Genomic DNA, 13,382 nt, shown 5'->3' with positions numbered 1-13,382 from the left:
CTTTACATTAATTTCCACTTAATTCATTAATTTTAGTTATTTCAATGAGTTATGAAATGATATTTATTTTGCTAAAACTGAATTGATTTTCGAATTGCTGACGATTCAGTGTGTTATGGAACAACTTAAGGCCAGATTATGGACTCTACAAAATTCATTAAAACAAGCGTACTTGCTTTAGCAGTTAGCACTGCACTCTTATCTTCTGCGGCTAATGCAATTGCAATCTCTGTAGAAAACGATGCATCTGTACTTACAGACGCGCTTATCATTCCAAATTCGGGTTTGACAGTAACCAGCTCCAGCTTAACCGGCGTATCTGGTCAGTCAGGTACGTTTACCAACTCAGATGGCACTTACGGATTGGCCGGTGAGGGTGGCCTGGTGTTCAGTACCGGTAATGTAGCTGATTATGAATCCGGTCCGAATACCAGAAATAATTTTTCCACCGGATGGGGAACGAGTGCCAGCAGCGCACAAAACGCAATTTTAAGTGAAATCACAGGGCAGTCGGTGCATCGTGATCCTGTGGAATTGAATATTACATTCGATGTAGACAGTAGTGTTGATACCATTTCCTTTGTTGCTGCTTTTGGTTCTGAAGAATATCCTGAGTATGTGAGCTCATCATTCGTTGACGGTTTTGCATTGTTACTGAACGATGAAAACGTAGCCGGTGCACAGCTTTCCGGCGCGGTTGCCGGTGACCCGCTCTATCCTATCACTATCAACCACCCTGATTTTGCGAATATCAGCGGTACTGAGCTGGATGGTATGCTGGCGCCAAATGGTATCCCTTTACTTCGCTTCGATATCCCGGTAACACCGGGGAGTACTGGAAATACCTTTACGATGCTGCTGGCAGATGCCAGTGACAGTGCTTACGATACAACAATTTACCTGAGTAGCTTCGGTAACTTCGAAAGTGAAAGTGGCAGCTCTGAATTCACTCCGTTAATGCCTGATCCCAGCAACCCTACAGACGCTAATGGCGGATTTGTTTTTGTGCTGCCAGAAGTTGAAGCGAACGAAACAATCTGGATCGATCCTGATGTGTCAACCGGCTATACCTACACGGCAACAGGCGGCGGTTTGTTTGCCAGCGTAACTGCACCTACCTTACTCAGCGTTAATGATGGTGACGGTTACGAAGTCGTGTTCATCAATGAGTTCGGCCTTGAAGAAACGGTGGCATTGCTTGCCGGACAAACATTCACATTCGACTTTCCGGTAAGCAGCTTCACAATTCAGGGAATCGATGAAAACCTGATGCTGGACCCCACAGACCCTGCTGCATTCGTAACGGGTGTTTCCTTCAGTGCCGGAGGGAGTTACGGTGTGGTTCAAACCCCTGTTACAACCACAGTTGGCGGTGGTATAAACGTACCAGAACCAGCGACTCTGGCCATGCTGGCGATGAGCCTGTTCGGTTTCCGCCAGTTCAGAAGAAAGTAATCTGAAAATCTGATATTGTTTTAAAGTTCACGGGCGGTTTTACCGCCCGTTTAATTTTCAGTAAACGGAATTATCATGGGAATTCGATTTGTACCCGCCATCTTGCCGGCAGTTTTATTGTCTTTCGGTGTATCAGCAGCCGATGGTGAAGGAAAATTTGCTGCCAAAGGCGCAGGCAGAAAATCATGCGAAGCTTTTAATCAGGCATATCAGGCAAAGAGTAACGAATACTATCTTTACGGTGGTTGGATTGAAGGCTACGTGTCGGCTTTCAACAGTTTCCAGAAAGAAACCTACGATATTACGCCCTGGCAAACTACCGAGCTGATGATGTTTTTTATTTCAAAACATTGTGAAAAACAGCCGGAAACCCGCATATTGACTGCTGTGAATACGATGCTAAGTTCATTTGCCTCAACACGCTTAACTAAAGAGTCAGACTTAGTTGAAGTTAACCTGAAGAACAGCAAGAGCTATTTCTACGCTGAAACACTGTTAGCAGTGCGGGAGGCTTTGCATGGTCAGGGCTATGATGTGGATGTGGGTGAAACAAGTTTTGATGAAAAACTGGTTAAAGCTATTTTGTCATATCAGAAAAGCAAAGGGCTAACCCAATCCGGTTTTCCTGATCAGCAAACGCTGGTTAATCTGTTGCTGATTCCGTCTCAAAACACTTCAGCTCAATAAATTGAGTGCTGTTACAGATCCTTGGCGGTACTGTAACAGCATGACTGTTACCCTTCGTGAATCACTTCTTTTAAGTACTGAAATAACTCGCGGAACGCTTTTGGCGGTGCGTTGTTCTCCCGCTCTTTTCTGATTTGACGGTGGAACTGCCGCAGTTTCTGGCGATCCAGGGCTGGATGCTCTTCCATCAGGCGTTGTATGGCGTCATCACCTTCATTAATTACCGCTTCTCTGGCTTTTTCCAGCGCGTGAAACGCGGCATTGCTGGCCTGGTGTGCGTGCGTCAATTTTGCCAGCGCAGCTTCAATATCGCTGGTATCCCGGCTGCGCATTAATTTGCCGATAAACTGAAGCTGACGTCTGAAACCATCTTTTTTGCGGTTAATATTCCGCGCCAGCATCACTGCGTCTTCCAGTTCTTCGTCCATTGGAATGGTGGCAAGGTGGGCCGGCGTTAAGTTAACCAGGTCTTCTCCGAGCTTCTGACGTTCAGCAGACAGACGCTTCAGTTCGGATTTACTGATTAATTCACTCTCATCATCCTGATCAATTTCATTAAATAAGTTTTCTTCATCAGAATGGTGGTTGTTATCGCTCATTTGGCACTCATAAATGTTACACTGCAGTATTCGGTTATTGTGACATACAGACGGAAATAGCGAAACTCACTATGCAAATTGAAAAGCAAATTGCGGAAATTCAGAATGTCGTAGACGACGTTCTCAAAATGGCGCTGAAAAAAGGTGCGACGCAGGCCGAGGCCAGTATGTCGAAAGTGCAGGGGATTGCAGTGTCATCCCGCATGTGCGATGTAGAAAATGTGGAATTTAATAACGACGGTGGTCTGGGGATCAGCGTTTATGTCGGTAAGCATAAGGGCAGTGCGTCTACAGCGGATCTGAGTAAGGAAGCGCTGGCACTGACGGTAGAAAAAGCGGTGGATATTGCCCGTTATACCAGTGAAGACCCGTGCACTGGCCTGGCAGACAAAGAACTGATTGCCACTGAATTTCCTGATTTAGAATTGTATCACCCCATTGAACTGGACCCGCAAAAGGGCATTGAAATTGCCATTGAAGCTGAGCGGGCCGCCATGGCATACGACAAACGCATTACCAACTCAGACGGCGCATCTTATAACGCAAACCTGGGGATGCGGGTGTATGGTAATACCTATGGTATCAACGCCGGCTATCCGAGCAGTCGTTACAGCGTGAGCTGCATGATGATTGGCTCTGAAAATGGTGATATGCAGCGGGATTATGCCTATACAGTGAACCGTCAGGCGCATTTGCTTAAACCTCCTGCAGAAGTGGGCCGCGAAGCCGCTGAGGCAACAGTCGCCCGTCTGGGAGCCCGTAAGATTGCCACAGGCAAAGTACCGGTCATGTTGCATAAGGACGTTGCCAGTTCATTATTCGGCCATTATGTCAGTGCTATCAGCGGTGGCAGCCTGTACCGCCGTTCTTCATTCCTGCTGGATAAGCTGGGCGAACAGGTTTTCCCTCAATGGCTGAACATTGAAGAGATGCCTCATTTGAAATCAGGGCTGGCCAGTTCCAGCTTTGATGCTGAAGGGGTGGCAACACAAGACATGACGATTGTGGAGAACGGTTGTTTATCTCACTATCTCTACACGACCTATTCAGCACGCAAACTGGGTGTTATTTCAAACGGTCACGCTGGCGGTATCCACAACTGGATAGTGGGTAATACCGGGCAGTCTGATGCTGAAATGCTCAAAGAAATGGGCACCGGTTTACTGGTTACAGAGTTAATGGGGCAGGGTGTAAACACCGTAACAGGCGATTATTCCCGTGGTGCTGCCGGCTTCTGGGTTGAAAACGGTATTATCCAGTATCCGGTTCACGAAGTGACCATTGCCGGTAATCTGAAAGATATGTTTATGAACATTGCTGCCATCGGCGCCGAACGCGAGCTTCGCGGCGGTGTTCAAACCGGCTCAGTTCTGATTGGTGAAATGCGTATAGCCGGCAGCTGATGCCGGCTTCAATCAAATAGCCGTATCAGAAACATCAGACACAAAAAATGCAGCCAGAGGCTGCATTTTTTTCATCTGTGGAATGTGAAAGCTAATGCCCGGCGGGCTATCAGCTGTCTACAGAACCGCAGAAACGGTAACCTTCACCGTGGATGGTTACAATCAACTCTTCATCGCTCGGCTCGGATTCGAAGTGTTTACGGATCCGGCGGATGGTTACGTCAACAGTACGGTCGTTCGGGCGCAGTTCACGGCCTGTCATTTCCATAATTAGCTGTTCACGGGTAAGAATTTTGCCAGGGTTGCTCAGGAACAGGTGCAGTGCACGGAATTCAGAGCGTGGCAGACGGAATTCCGTGCTGCTTGGTGAAATCAGTGAGCGGCTGTCGCCATCCAGAATCCAGCCGTTGAAGCTGACGCGGCTTGGTAAGTCGTCGTCTTCTGCAGAACTGGTAGTGCGTGCAAGCAGGTTGCGGGCACGGATAGTCAGTTCACGTGGATTGAAAGGTTTAGTCAGATAATCATCTGCACCGATTTCCAGACCCAGAATACGGTCTACATCGTTGTCACGGCCAGTCAGGAAAATCAGACCTACATTCTTACGGTCGCGTACTTCACGCGCCAGAATCAGACCATTTTTGCCCGGCAGGTTAATATCCATGATAACCAGGTTAATAGAGTGATTTTCGAAGAAATCATGCATCTGATCGCCATTCTCGGCCTCAAACACATTGTAGCCTTCAGCTTCGAACAAGCTCTTTAGTGTGGTACGCGTTACCACTTCGTCTTCAACAATTAATATATTTGGCGTCTGCATGGTGTTTTACACTCTTCTACAATCGATTAAGCTAGCTTCTGACAATTCTAATATCCGGGTGACTATTTTAAAAGCGTTTATCGGATAACTTGTCAACGGTATAAGGATTTGTACAAAATTTACAAGGGCTTATTCACCTTTTAACGGTAAATTTCCTGTTTCAGAGCTTTCGACAGGGAAAATGATAATAAATTCCACGCCGTTTCCTTCTTCACTGGTAATTGAGATGGTGCCGTTCAGTGCCTGTGTTACCAGGTTGTAGACCAGATGCATACCCAGTCCGGAGCCACCTTGCCCCCGCTTAGTTGTAACAAACGGGTCAAAGATACGTTTGCGGATATCATTCGATATGCCTTTTCCGTTATCTTTGTAAATTAATTTCATTTTTGTCGGTGTCATCATTTCCGCAATGATGTCTATTTCACCGTGTTCTATATGCTCAAAGCCGTGTATGACAGAATTCATGATCAGATTTATTATTATCTGATTGATAGGGCCGGCTTTGGTCTCCACTGATAACGTCGGATCGCAGTCTACGCGAATATCATGATGGAGCTTTTTTAATCTGGGACGTAAGGATAACAGTATCTCATTAACCAGCTGTGCAAAGCAAAATCTGCGGTTACTTTCTGAAGACTGGTCTACCGCAACCTGTTTAAAGCTGGAAATCAGCTCTGCTGCACGGTTAAGGTTCCGGTAGATGATATTCAGGTTTTCCTGACTCTCATTTAAGAACCTGGCCATTGTACTGGCTTTTAGCGTTTTACTCTCGAATTCTTTTTGAATGATGTGCAATCTGTCCAGCATCATGGTGGAAGCCGTGACACCAAGACCGATTGGCGTGTTAACTTCGTGGGCCACACCGGCAACCATATCTCCAAGTGACGCCATTTTTTCGTTCTGAACGATTTGTCGTTGAAACTGGTGTAACTTCTCCAGTGTCTGGATTAACTCCTGGTTGGCATCTTTCAGCGCGTTCGTGCGCTGACTCACCATATCTTCCAGGCTGGCATTCAGTTTACGGTGCTGCTCTTCCGCCATTTTCTGTTTTTGCATGTATTCCTGGATACGACTCAGCATTACGTTAATCGATTCAGATAAATACGCCAGCTCTCTGATATTGCCGGGTTCAGCACGGGCGGAGTAATCCCTTTGCCGAGACGTTTTACTGAGAAAATCTCCCAGACGTTGGATAGGCGCAGTAATGAGCTTTTGCATTTTGAGAGAAACAATAAAGCAGATCACCAGCATCAGAATAATGACGGTGACAGACGTCAATATGGACTGTTGGATTTTTTCATTCAGACGATGTGTGGACACCTGAATATAAATGTACCCCGCCGTTGAGGCATCTTCATTCTCGATGGCACGTGCAATTTCAACGATTTCGTTTGAGTAAACCGGACGAAAATAATTACTGACAGAGGACTCTTTCGAACTGGTACGGGTTTCGCCTTCTTTGGTATAGTTTGCCACCATTCTGAGCTGACCGGATATATCCTGCTGGTAAATATGCACGTTGAGCAAATCAGGAGAAACCGCCAGGTTTTTAAGTTTATTACCCAGTAACCGTTTATCTCTGTCTGATTGTACTTTAAGAAGGTCGTCTTTAAACAGGGCGGCGAGTAAGTCAATAAAGATAGTGACATCTTCGCGCTGTGCTTCGCGGTAATGATTCACCTGGTTGTAGCCTGACAAACCCGCAGATACAAGCAAAGACGCTGTGGCGATGGCCATAACCATCCACAAAAACAAACTACGTATTGATAGCTGCACAGCGTGCTGACTCATTAAACAGTGTCTTATTCTAAGCGCGTCCCTTCACTCAATAGTGGCTTATAGTTGCGTAAAAATAAAGCAACATCCGTGATTTATTCCTTTAAATCATCGTCCTGTAGAGTGAGAGGTAAGATTCTGCTGACGCTTCCCAGGTGAAACGGGTTTGCATGCCACGGATTTGCATTTCTCTGAACAGCACCGGGTGTTCATAGTAGAACAACAGGGCACGGCGGATACACGCCAGCAGCGCCTCCGGTGTCGGGGCATCAAAAACAAAGCCTGTTGCGTGCTCTTTATCCTGACACTGGTCAATGACAGTGTCTTTCAGGCCACCTACTGAACGTACTATGGGTAATGTTCCGTAGGCAAGGCTGTACATCTGATTCAGGCCACAAGGCTCGAACTGGGATGGCATCAGGAAGAAATCTGCGCCGGCTTCCACAAGGTGGGCGTGGTGGGTACTGAAACCGTTTATAAAGGCAAATTGTTGAGGATGGTTCTGGGCAAACTCATCCAGATCCATACAAACCGTGGGATCACCGGTGCCGACAATGACCATCTGTACGTTGTGGTGCATCAAATCCTGCAAAATAGGAACAAGGTAACCGAAGCCTTTCTGTTCCGTTAAACGGCACACCATGCCCAGCAGCGGCACATCGGGATTCTGAGGTAAATGGCTGAGTTCCTGTAACGCGAGTTTGCAGGTTTTCTTATCGTGTAAGGTGTCGACGGAATAATGTTGCGGCAGATAAGCATCGTCCTGCGGATTCCATTGCCCATAATCACAACCGTTCAGAATACCCGACAAATCTTGCTGGCGCATGACCAGACGGCCGTGCAGGCCGTGTGATCCTAAGTCTGTAAGCAGCTCTTTTGCGTAATTCGGACTGACGGTTGTTACCTTCGTGGCGAATTCGATGCCCGACTGCAACATATTGATGTAGCCGCCGTGGATCTGAGACAAAATCGCAGGGTGATGGCGAAGATAAGGAATGTCGTCCAGTTTGTGCACGCCCTGAAAGGCTGCATTGTGAATCGTAAAAACCGTCTTCGTCTGATTGAAGTAGCCGGACTGATCAAAGCGCAACAGAAAGGGCAGCATGGCCGTGTGCCAGTCGTGACAATGGATAATATCAGGCTGAATACTCAGTGCCTGCAATGCATTCAACGCTGCTCCGCAAAAGAAGCTGAAGCGTTCAGCATTGTCCTGGTAGGCTTCATAGGTGCTGCTGTACAAACCGTCGCGGGCGAAATATTCAGGATAGTCAATAAAGTAGATATTTAGCCCCTGCCAGGACAACTGTTTGATGTTGTAGTGGTATACCTTACCTTCGGCAAATAATGTCTGCTGTGCACAGGCATCGGCGAGTTTATATTCGTCCGTAATCGCCTTGTAATAGGGCATGATGATGCTGATTTGTTCACCGGCATCCAGTAAAGCCAGAGGCAATGCCTTTCCTACGTCGGCAAGTCCTCCTGTTTTGACTAAATCTTCCACTTCTGAAATGGCGAAAACGATATTCACAACAAGACTCCCGACAACCTCAAAGCAATGGCGCTGCTTTGTTTTCCAAACAGTTAAATCAACACCGGTTATGTGTGGTAAACGTTACCACACAGTTCAAAATCTGCCTATCCGCAAATACTCAAATACAATGAAAAGCGGGAATCCTGCGCCACCGTGTGGGTTTGCGGAAAAATATCACCAAGCAGTCCGGGGTAGGGTAAGAACCGGTTGGCAACCATTTGTAATGTGCCTTTTGAGTTCAGGCAGCGGCGGCTGTCTTCAATAAACCGGCGGGTCACTGTGTAATCTGTTTTCACGCCGGTATGAAACGGCGGGTTGGTGACAATGTGTGAGAAAGATTTGTTCACGCCATGCAAGCCGTCTGATGCAACCAGTGTTGCTGACTGCTGGTTTGCGGCCAGTGTTCTGGCACTGCAATAAATCGCAAGGGCACTGACATCCAGCAATGTTATATCCAGATGGGGAAAACGACGCAGCAAATGTGCACCGATAACACCGGCACCACAGGCAAAATCCAGTACTTTACCCCGTAAACGGTCAGATCCTTTGTCCAGCAGCATACGGGTACCGTCATCCAGTTCACCGTGACTGAATACGCCGGGCATGGAAACGACTTCCCACCGGATCCCCTGAACCTCGTATTCCGCTTCGTCAATCCAGTCCCCGGGGTTAAACGCTGTTCCTGCTTTATCAGGTATCACCGTAACCAGACTACAATGCCTTGCAGAGTCTACTTTCTGTGACGGACCGGTCTTTTCAATCAGCTTGCCGATACTCTTAATGCCACCTTTATTTTCGCCCACAATGTGAATGCGACCGCCTTCCTGCAACGCAGAGACAGCCATGGCCAGCAACATCTGCATATGCGCTTTTGATTTAGGCATGTAAATCAGAATGTCAGAAAAACGGGTTTCCGCCGGAATGAACGGGGCAAACAGATGGCGGAGAGCGCCGGTCTTTTGTTCAATGCAAAAGCCAGCCTCAGAATGACTGACATCGCGGCTGTCGAATTCACAGCAGGGGATCACCCGCACACTTTCACTGAAAATGTCGAAGTACTGGTGAAGAAAGGTCACAGGTCGGTGATCTATCTGATCGGCAAAATACGCGTCGGCAGGGTTGATAATCAACCAGTTACCTTCTTCAAAAAGTGCCAGGTTTCTTTCCATTAACTGGCTTTGCGGGCTGAGCATGTGTGTTTTCCGGTTATTTTATTATTCTGTACGTTGGTATATGAGATCCCACACACCGTGGCCAAGCTTTTGTCCGCGGACTTCAAACTTCGTAATTGGCCGGTAGTCCGGACGGGGCACATAGTCTCCGTCTGTCGCGGTATTCTCATAGCCGGGAGCCGCATTCATCACTTCCGCCATATACTCAGCGTAAGGTTCCCAGTCAGTCGCCATATGGAATTTACCGCCGACAGCAAGCTTTTCACGCACCATTTGTACAAATTCAGGTTGTACGATACGACGTTTATGGTGACGCTTTTTATGCCATGGATCAGGAAAGTAGAGTTGAACCCGGGCGAGGCTGCCGTCAGGGATCATTTTCTTAAACACTTCTACCGCGTCGTATTCCATGACACGTAAGTTCGTCAAGCCTCGTTCACCGGCTTCCGATAAACATGCGCCTACTCCGGGACGATGTACTTCAATACCAAAAAAGTTTGATTGTGGGTCGTTCTCTGCCATTTCTACCAGAGATTTGCCCATTCCGAAACCTATTTCCAGCACCACCGGCGCATCGCGACCGTAAAGATCCTGTAAAGACAGCATTTCATCTTTAGACTCAATGCCCATGGTTGGCCAGAAAGATTCCAGCGCTTTAGCCTGTCCTTTGGTTAATCTGCCTTCACGTTTAACAAAGCTGCGTACCTTGCTGATGTAAACGCCGGCGGCTTCCGCCTCTTCCTGATTTTTGTATTGACCCATTTTTTCGTGTCCGCACTATTACCGGTTAAACAGGGGCGGCATTATGCCCGCTGCCCGGGTGATTGCAATATAGAGTGGTTAATTTTACTGCAATTACTGTGGTACTGCTGTGAAATCCGCCGGATTAGTCCACAATCGACTGTAAAATACGGCTCACAGTGTCCGGTTGCTCTAAAAGACACATGTGGCCGGCGCCGGGAACCGGCGTGTATGTGGCTGAAGGAATCGTTTCTGCGGCGTCTTTAAGTACACCGGCTGTGACTACCTGATCGTCAGCGGCGGCAATGATATGAACAGGGAAGGAGCAGGCTTTCAGTTTGTCTGTCAGCGCTGGTCTTGGCGTGGTCGCTTGTGTGTGAGCCAGTAAGGTGGCCGCACCGAGATCTTTTCCCATGTCCTGCACTACACCGGCTACAGCGGGGTTTTTCTGGTGGTCAGGGTGAACAAAGCGGGTAATGTAGGCCGGGCTGTCAGGTTTGAAACTGCCTTTTTTCAACATAGTGACCAATTGGGCACGGCGTTTTTCTTCTTCTGCAGTTAAACCGTAAGGAGAGCTGGCGATCATCGTCAGTGATGCCACGCTGTCAGGGTTGTCAATTGCCCAGCGCGCAGCAATATAACCGCCCATGGAAAAGCCGGCAAGGTGCACTTTTTCACCTGCCAGAACACGGTCGGTGGTCAAAGCCAGCATCTCATCCATGGAAGAGGCCCACTGCAGAGGTACGTATCGACGCTGATGAACCTGCAGTTTCTGCCATACCGGCAACCAGACTCTTTCATCACACAATGTGCCCGGAAGAAATAATGTAGGAAGTGACACGCTTACACCTGCTTAACTTTGGTATTCAGCGCGGCATGTTATCATAGCGGGGTAGCAGAAAGAGTGAATAAATAGCCTAAATGACAAAGCAATTCTCAGAACGTGTACTGGACTGGTTCGATGTGCATGGCCGTAAACATCTTCCCTGGCAGCAGAATATTACGCCCTACGGGGTTTGGGTGTCGGAAATCATGCTTCAGCAAACGCAGGTTTCAACTGTCATCCCTTATTACCAGCGCTTTATGGACAGTTTTCCTACGGTAAATGACCTGGCAGATGCATCGCAGGATGCTGTTCTGGATCACTGGACGGGGTTGGGGTACTACGCCAGAGCCCGTAATCTTCATAAAGCGGCAGGTATTATCGCCGGGCAGTATAAAGGTCAGTTTCCGGCGACCCTTGATGAGGTTGTCGCTTTACCCGGCATCGGCCGTTCTACTGCCGGCGCTGTACTGTCTATCGCTTGCGGTCAGAATCATCCAATCCTTGATGGCAATGTTAAACGGGTACTGGCCCGGTGCTATGCCGTGGAAGGATGGCCGGGACAAAAGCCGGTAGAGAATCAACTATGGGAATATGCCGCTGCGAATACCCCTGAGCAACGGTGTAATCACTACACTCAGGCCATGATGGACTTGGGAGCCATGATATGTACCCGTTCAAAGCCCCGTTGTGATGCGTGTCCGTTGCAAACAGATTGCCTGGCCTATGCGCAGGGGCGGCAAGGAGAGTTTCCAGGTAAAAAGCCAAAGAAAGTATTGCCTGTGCGTACCACGTCTATGGTAGCAGTGCTTTATCACGGCAGTGTGTTAATGGCGCAGCGTCCTCCTGCCGGTCTCTGGGGCGGATTGTACGGATTTATAGAAACAGATAAAGCGGTCACAGAACTGACAGGTGAGTTACCGGTGAGTGTGGGCGAAATGAAAGCGCTTGAGCCTTTCAGGCATACCTTCAGTCATTTTCATCTGGATATTCAGCCCTGGTTGATTCTGGCTGACGGCATTGAGCCGCAGCGGGTTGAGGAAAATAATCAGCGCTGGTTTAATCTTGATGAGCCTCTGGGCGTGGGTACGGCAGCACCCACGCAAAAAATTATCTCGCAAATAAAACAATTCCTTTAGACTATGCCCACATTCGCGGGTTTGTCAGCCCGCCTTAAGGAGACACCATGAGCAGACAAGTATTTTGCCAGCATCTGAATAAAGACGCAGACGGACTGGATTTTCAGCTTTATCCCGGCGAACTGGGAAAGCGTATTTTTGACAATATTTCTAAAGAAGCCTTTGCCGCATGGCAGAAAAAGCAAACCATGCTGATCAACGAACAAAAGCTGAATATGATGGAACCCACAGACAGAAAGTTCCTGGAAGAAAAGATGGAGGCCTTTTTGTTCGAAGGGATTGAGCCGACCATCGAAGGCTACGTCCCCCCGAAGAAGTAGTGTTAAACGGCTGAAAAATGCACGGGTTGCTGTTTTTTTCTCTGAATTGCGCAACTAATGCGCAGTTGAAAAAAATATGCAGAAAAACGGTTGACTTGAAGCACGGAAATCCGTTTAATACGCACCCACAGCAGGACAGGCTTTAAAAAGTCTTCTAGCTACCAAGTTTCGCCCAGATAGCTCAGTTGGTAGAGCAGCGGATTGAAAATACGAAGCTTTTCGCTTCTTCAATTTGCTAACTCATTGAGTTATATTGAGAAGTAAGTCGCTAAGCACTTGGAATTTGCTTGCAAAGTTTTGCAAAGAAATTCAAAGCTTAATAAGCACAGTTTTATGTGCCTCGATAGCTCAGTTGGTAGAGCAGCGGATTGAAAATCCGCGTGTCCCTGGTTCGATCCCGGGTCGAGGCACCATTATTACATCAAGCCCTGCAAGACATTGCGGGGTTTTTTGTATCTGCCAGCCAGTCCCAAGTTTCCAAATAAATCCGGTTTTTCCAAAAACTATTTAGAAGGCTTTACCTTAATGGGTAGCAATCTATAGTTTCGGATAGTTGTTTTAACACTTTCATGGCCCAAGAGCAATTGTGCATGCTCAAGCTCGACGTCACTCGCCGTTTTCTTACGAATATCACGTTCTTGAAACCTTTCGGTTAAAACCTCTTTCTCTAGTGCTTTAATCATCCAAGTACGCCAAATGCCACGAAAACCTCCTGCGGTGTATGGTTGTCCCTTCCTGTTACTGAACAAGTAGAGACTTTTCACCTTTCCTGGTAGCTTCTGGATCCGCTCAAGCGTTAGTCTAAGTTGATCAGACCATTCAAATAAGTACTTTTTCCCAGTACGTTTTTGAGTTTTACTCATGCCTGTGAGCAATCCATCTTCAACAAACGAGTCGAAACGAAGCGACAACATATCTG

13 protein-coding genes and 1 tRNA gene are annotated in these 13,382 nt (G+C 47.6%); 6 read left to right on the top strand and 8 right to left on the bottom strand.

The features are described from left to right. Positions 1 to 138: 138 nt before the first annotated feature. Both J3369_RS19425 and J3369_RS19420 read left to right on the top strand, forming a co-directional pair. Positions 139 to 1,455 carry a choice-of-anchor L domain-containing protein gene (locus J3369_RS19425; RefSeq protein WP_349590056.1) on the top strand — a complete coding sequence of 439 codons (1,317 nt, stop codon included), beginning with the start codon at positions 139 to 141 and terminating at the stop codon, positions 1,453 to 1,455. 75 nt (positions 1,456 to 1,530) lie between these two features. Next, entirely contained in the window at positions 1,531 to 2,142 is a 612-nt protein-coding gene (locus J3369_RS19420) for a peptidoglycan-binding domain-containing protein (RefSeq protein WP_349590054.1), read from the top strand. 47 nt (positions 2,143 to 2,189) lie between these two features. On the opposite strand, the gene yjgA is transcribed toward J3369_RS19420, so the two are convergent. Continuing rightward, complete coding sequence (gene yjgA / locus J3369_RS19415) at positions 2,190 to 2,741, bottom strand: ribosome biogenesis factor YjgA (protein WP_119502851.1); 552 nt, start codon at positions 2,739 to 2,741, stop codon at positions 2,190 to 2,192. Positions 2,742 to 2,812: 71 nt separating this feature from the next. Between yjgA and pmbA the strand changes: the two genes are divergently transcribed. Further along, positions 2,813 to 4,144 carry a metalloprotease PmbA gene (gene pmbA, locus J3369_RS19410; RefSeq protein WP_349590050.1) on the top strand — a complete coding sequence of 444 codons (1,332 nt, stop codon included), beginning with the start codon at positions 2,813 to 2,815 and terminating at the stop codon, positions 4,142 to 4,144. 109 nt (positions 4,145 to 4,253) lie between these two features. Here the strand turns inward: pmbA and arcA are convergent, their stop codons facing one another. The 6 genes from arcA to J3369_RS19380 all read right to left on the bottom strand — a co-directional run bounded on the left by arcA (position 4,254) and on the right by J3369_RS19380 (position 11,022). Continuing rightward, entirely contained in the window at positions 4,254 to 4,961 is a 708-nt protein-coding gene (gene arcA / locus J3369_RS19405; protein WP_119502849.1) for a two-component system response regulator ArcA, read from the bottom strand. Positions 4,962 to 5,090: 129 nt separating this feature from the next. Further along, a complete protein-coding gene (locus J3369_RS19400; RefSeq protein WP_119502848.1) occupies positions 5,091 to 6,752 on the bottom strand; it encodes a sensor histidine kinase in 1,662 nt (553 codons plus the stop codon). Between the two features lie 88 nt (positions 6,753 to 6,840). Next, positions 6,841 to 8,265 (bottom strand): glycogen synthase GlgA, encoded by a 1,425-nt coding sequence (glgA, locus tag J3369_RS19395; RefSeq protein ID WP_349590046.1) that lies wholly within the window; start codon positions 8,263 to 8,265, stop codon positions 6,841 to 6,843. 107 nt (positions 8,266 to 8,372) lie between these two features. Then, complete coding sequence (locus J3369_RS19390) at positions 8,373 to 9,461, bottom strand: methyltransferase (protein WP_349590043.1); 1,089 nt, start codon at positions 9,459 to 9,461, stop codon at positions 8,373 to 8,375. Between the two features lie 21 nt (positions 9,462 to 9,482). Further along, the gene (gene trmB, locus J3369_RS19385; RefSeq protein ID WP_349590040.1) at positions 9,483 to 10,202 is read right to left on the bottom strand and encodes a tRNA (guanosine(46)-N7)-methyltransferase TrmB; all 720 of its coding nucleotides are present in this window, start codon (positions 10,200 to 10,202) and stop codon (positions 9,483 to 9,485) included. Positions 10,203 to 10,326: 124 nt separating this feature from the next. Next, complete coding sequence (locus tag J3369_RS19380) at positions 10,327 to 11,022, bottom strand: alpha/beta fold hydrolase (protein WP_349590038.1); 696 nt, start codon at positions 11,020 to 11,022, stop codon at positions 10,327 to 10,329. A gap of 80 nt (positions 11,023 to 11,102) precedes the next feature. Here J3369_RS19380 and mutY point away from each other — a divergent pair, with 80 nt between their 5' ends. The 3 genes from mutY to J3369_RS19365 all read left to right on the top strand — a co-directional run bounded on the left by mutY (position 11,103) and on the right by J3369_RS19365 (position 12,876). Next, positions 11,103 to 12,143: an A/G-specific adenine glycosylase gene (gene mutY, locus J3369_RS19375; RefSeq protein WP_349590035.1), complete on the top strand. Its 1,041-nt coding sequence runs from the start codon at positions 11,103 to 11,105 to the stop codon at positions 12,141 to 12,143. Between the two features lie 47 nt (positions 12,144 to 12,190). Then, entirely contained in the window at positions 12,191 to 12,463 is a 273-nt protein-coding gene (locus J3369_RS19370; protein ID WP_119502842.1) for an oxidative damage protection protein, read from the top strand. Positions 12,464 to 12,800: 337 nt separating this feature from the next. Then, positions 12,801 to 12,876: transfer RNA gene (locus J3369_RS19365), tRNA-Phe, on the top strand. Positions 12,877 to 12,966: 90 nt separating this feature from the next. Here J3369_RS19365 and J3369_RS19360 read toward each other — a convergent pair. After that, on the bottom strand, positions 12,967 to 13,377 hold the full coding sequence (locus tag J3369_RS19360; RefSeq protein WP_349590031.1) for a tyrosine-type recombinase/integrase: 411 nt from the start codon (positions 13,375 to 13,377) through the stop codon (positions 12,967 to 12,969). Positions 13,378 to 13,382: the final 5 nt, after the last annotated feature.

Source organism: Alteromonas sp. NFXS44, from assembly GCF_040148705.1.
GTDB lineage: Bacteria > Pseudomonadota > Gammaproteobacteria > Enterobacterales > Alteromonadaceae > Alteromonas.
This window is presented reverse-complemented; position numbering and strand designations above follow the sequence as displayed.

Coding starts and splice junctions, on each gene's coding strand:
- J3369_RS19425 (WP_349590056.1), top strand. CDS start 139: ATGGACTCTACAAAATTCATTAAAACAAGCGTACTTGCTTTAGCAGTT.
- J3369_RS19420 (WP_349590054.1), top strand. CDS start 1,531: ATGGGAATTCGATTTGTACCCGCCATCTTGCCGGCAGTTTTATTGTCT.
- yjgA (WP_119502851.1), bottom strand. CDS start 2,741: ATGAGCGATAACAACCACCATTCTGATGAAGAAAACTTATTTAATGAA.
- pmbA (WP_349590050.1), top strand. CDS start 2,813: ATGCAAATTGAAAAGCAAATTGCGGAAATTCAGAATGTCGTAGACGAC.
- arcA (WP_119502849.1), bottom strand. CDS start 4,961: ATGCAGACGCCAAATATATTAATTGTTGAAGACGAAGTGGTAACGCGT.
- J3369_RS19400 (WP_119502848.1), bottom strand. CDS start 6,752: ATGAGTCAGCACGCTGTGCAGCTATCAATACGTAGTTTGTTTTTGTGG.
- J3369_RS19390 (WP_349590043.1), bottom strand. CDS start 9,461: ATGCTCAGCCCGCAAAGCCAGTTAATGGAAAGAAACCTGGCACTTTTT.
- trmB (WP_349590040.1), bottom strand. CDS start 10,202: ATGGGTCAATACAAAAATCAGGAAGAGGCGGAAGCCGCCGGCGTTTAC.
- mutY (WP_349590035.1), top strand. CDS start 11,103: ATGACAAAGCAATTCTCAGAACGTGTACTGGACTGGTTCGATGTGCAT.
- J3369_RS19370 (WP_119502842.1), top strand. CDS start 12,191: ATGAGCAGACAAGTATTTTGCCAGCATCTGAATAAAGACGCAGACGGA.
- J3369_RS19360 (WP_349590031.1), bottom strand. CDS start 13,377: ATGTTGTCGCTTCGTTTCGACTCGTTTGTTGAAGATGGATTGCTCACA.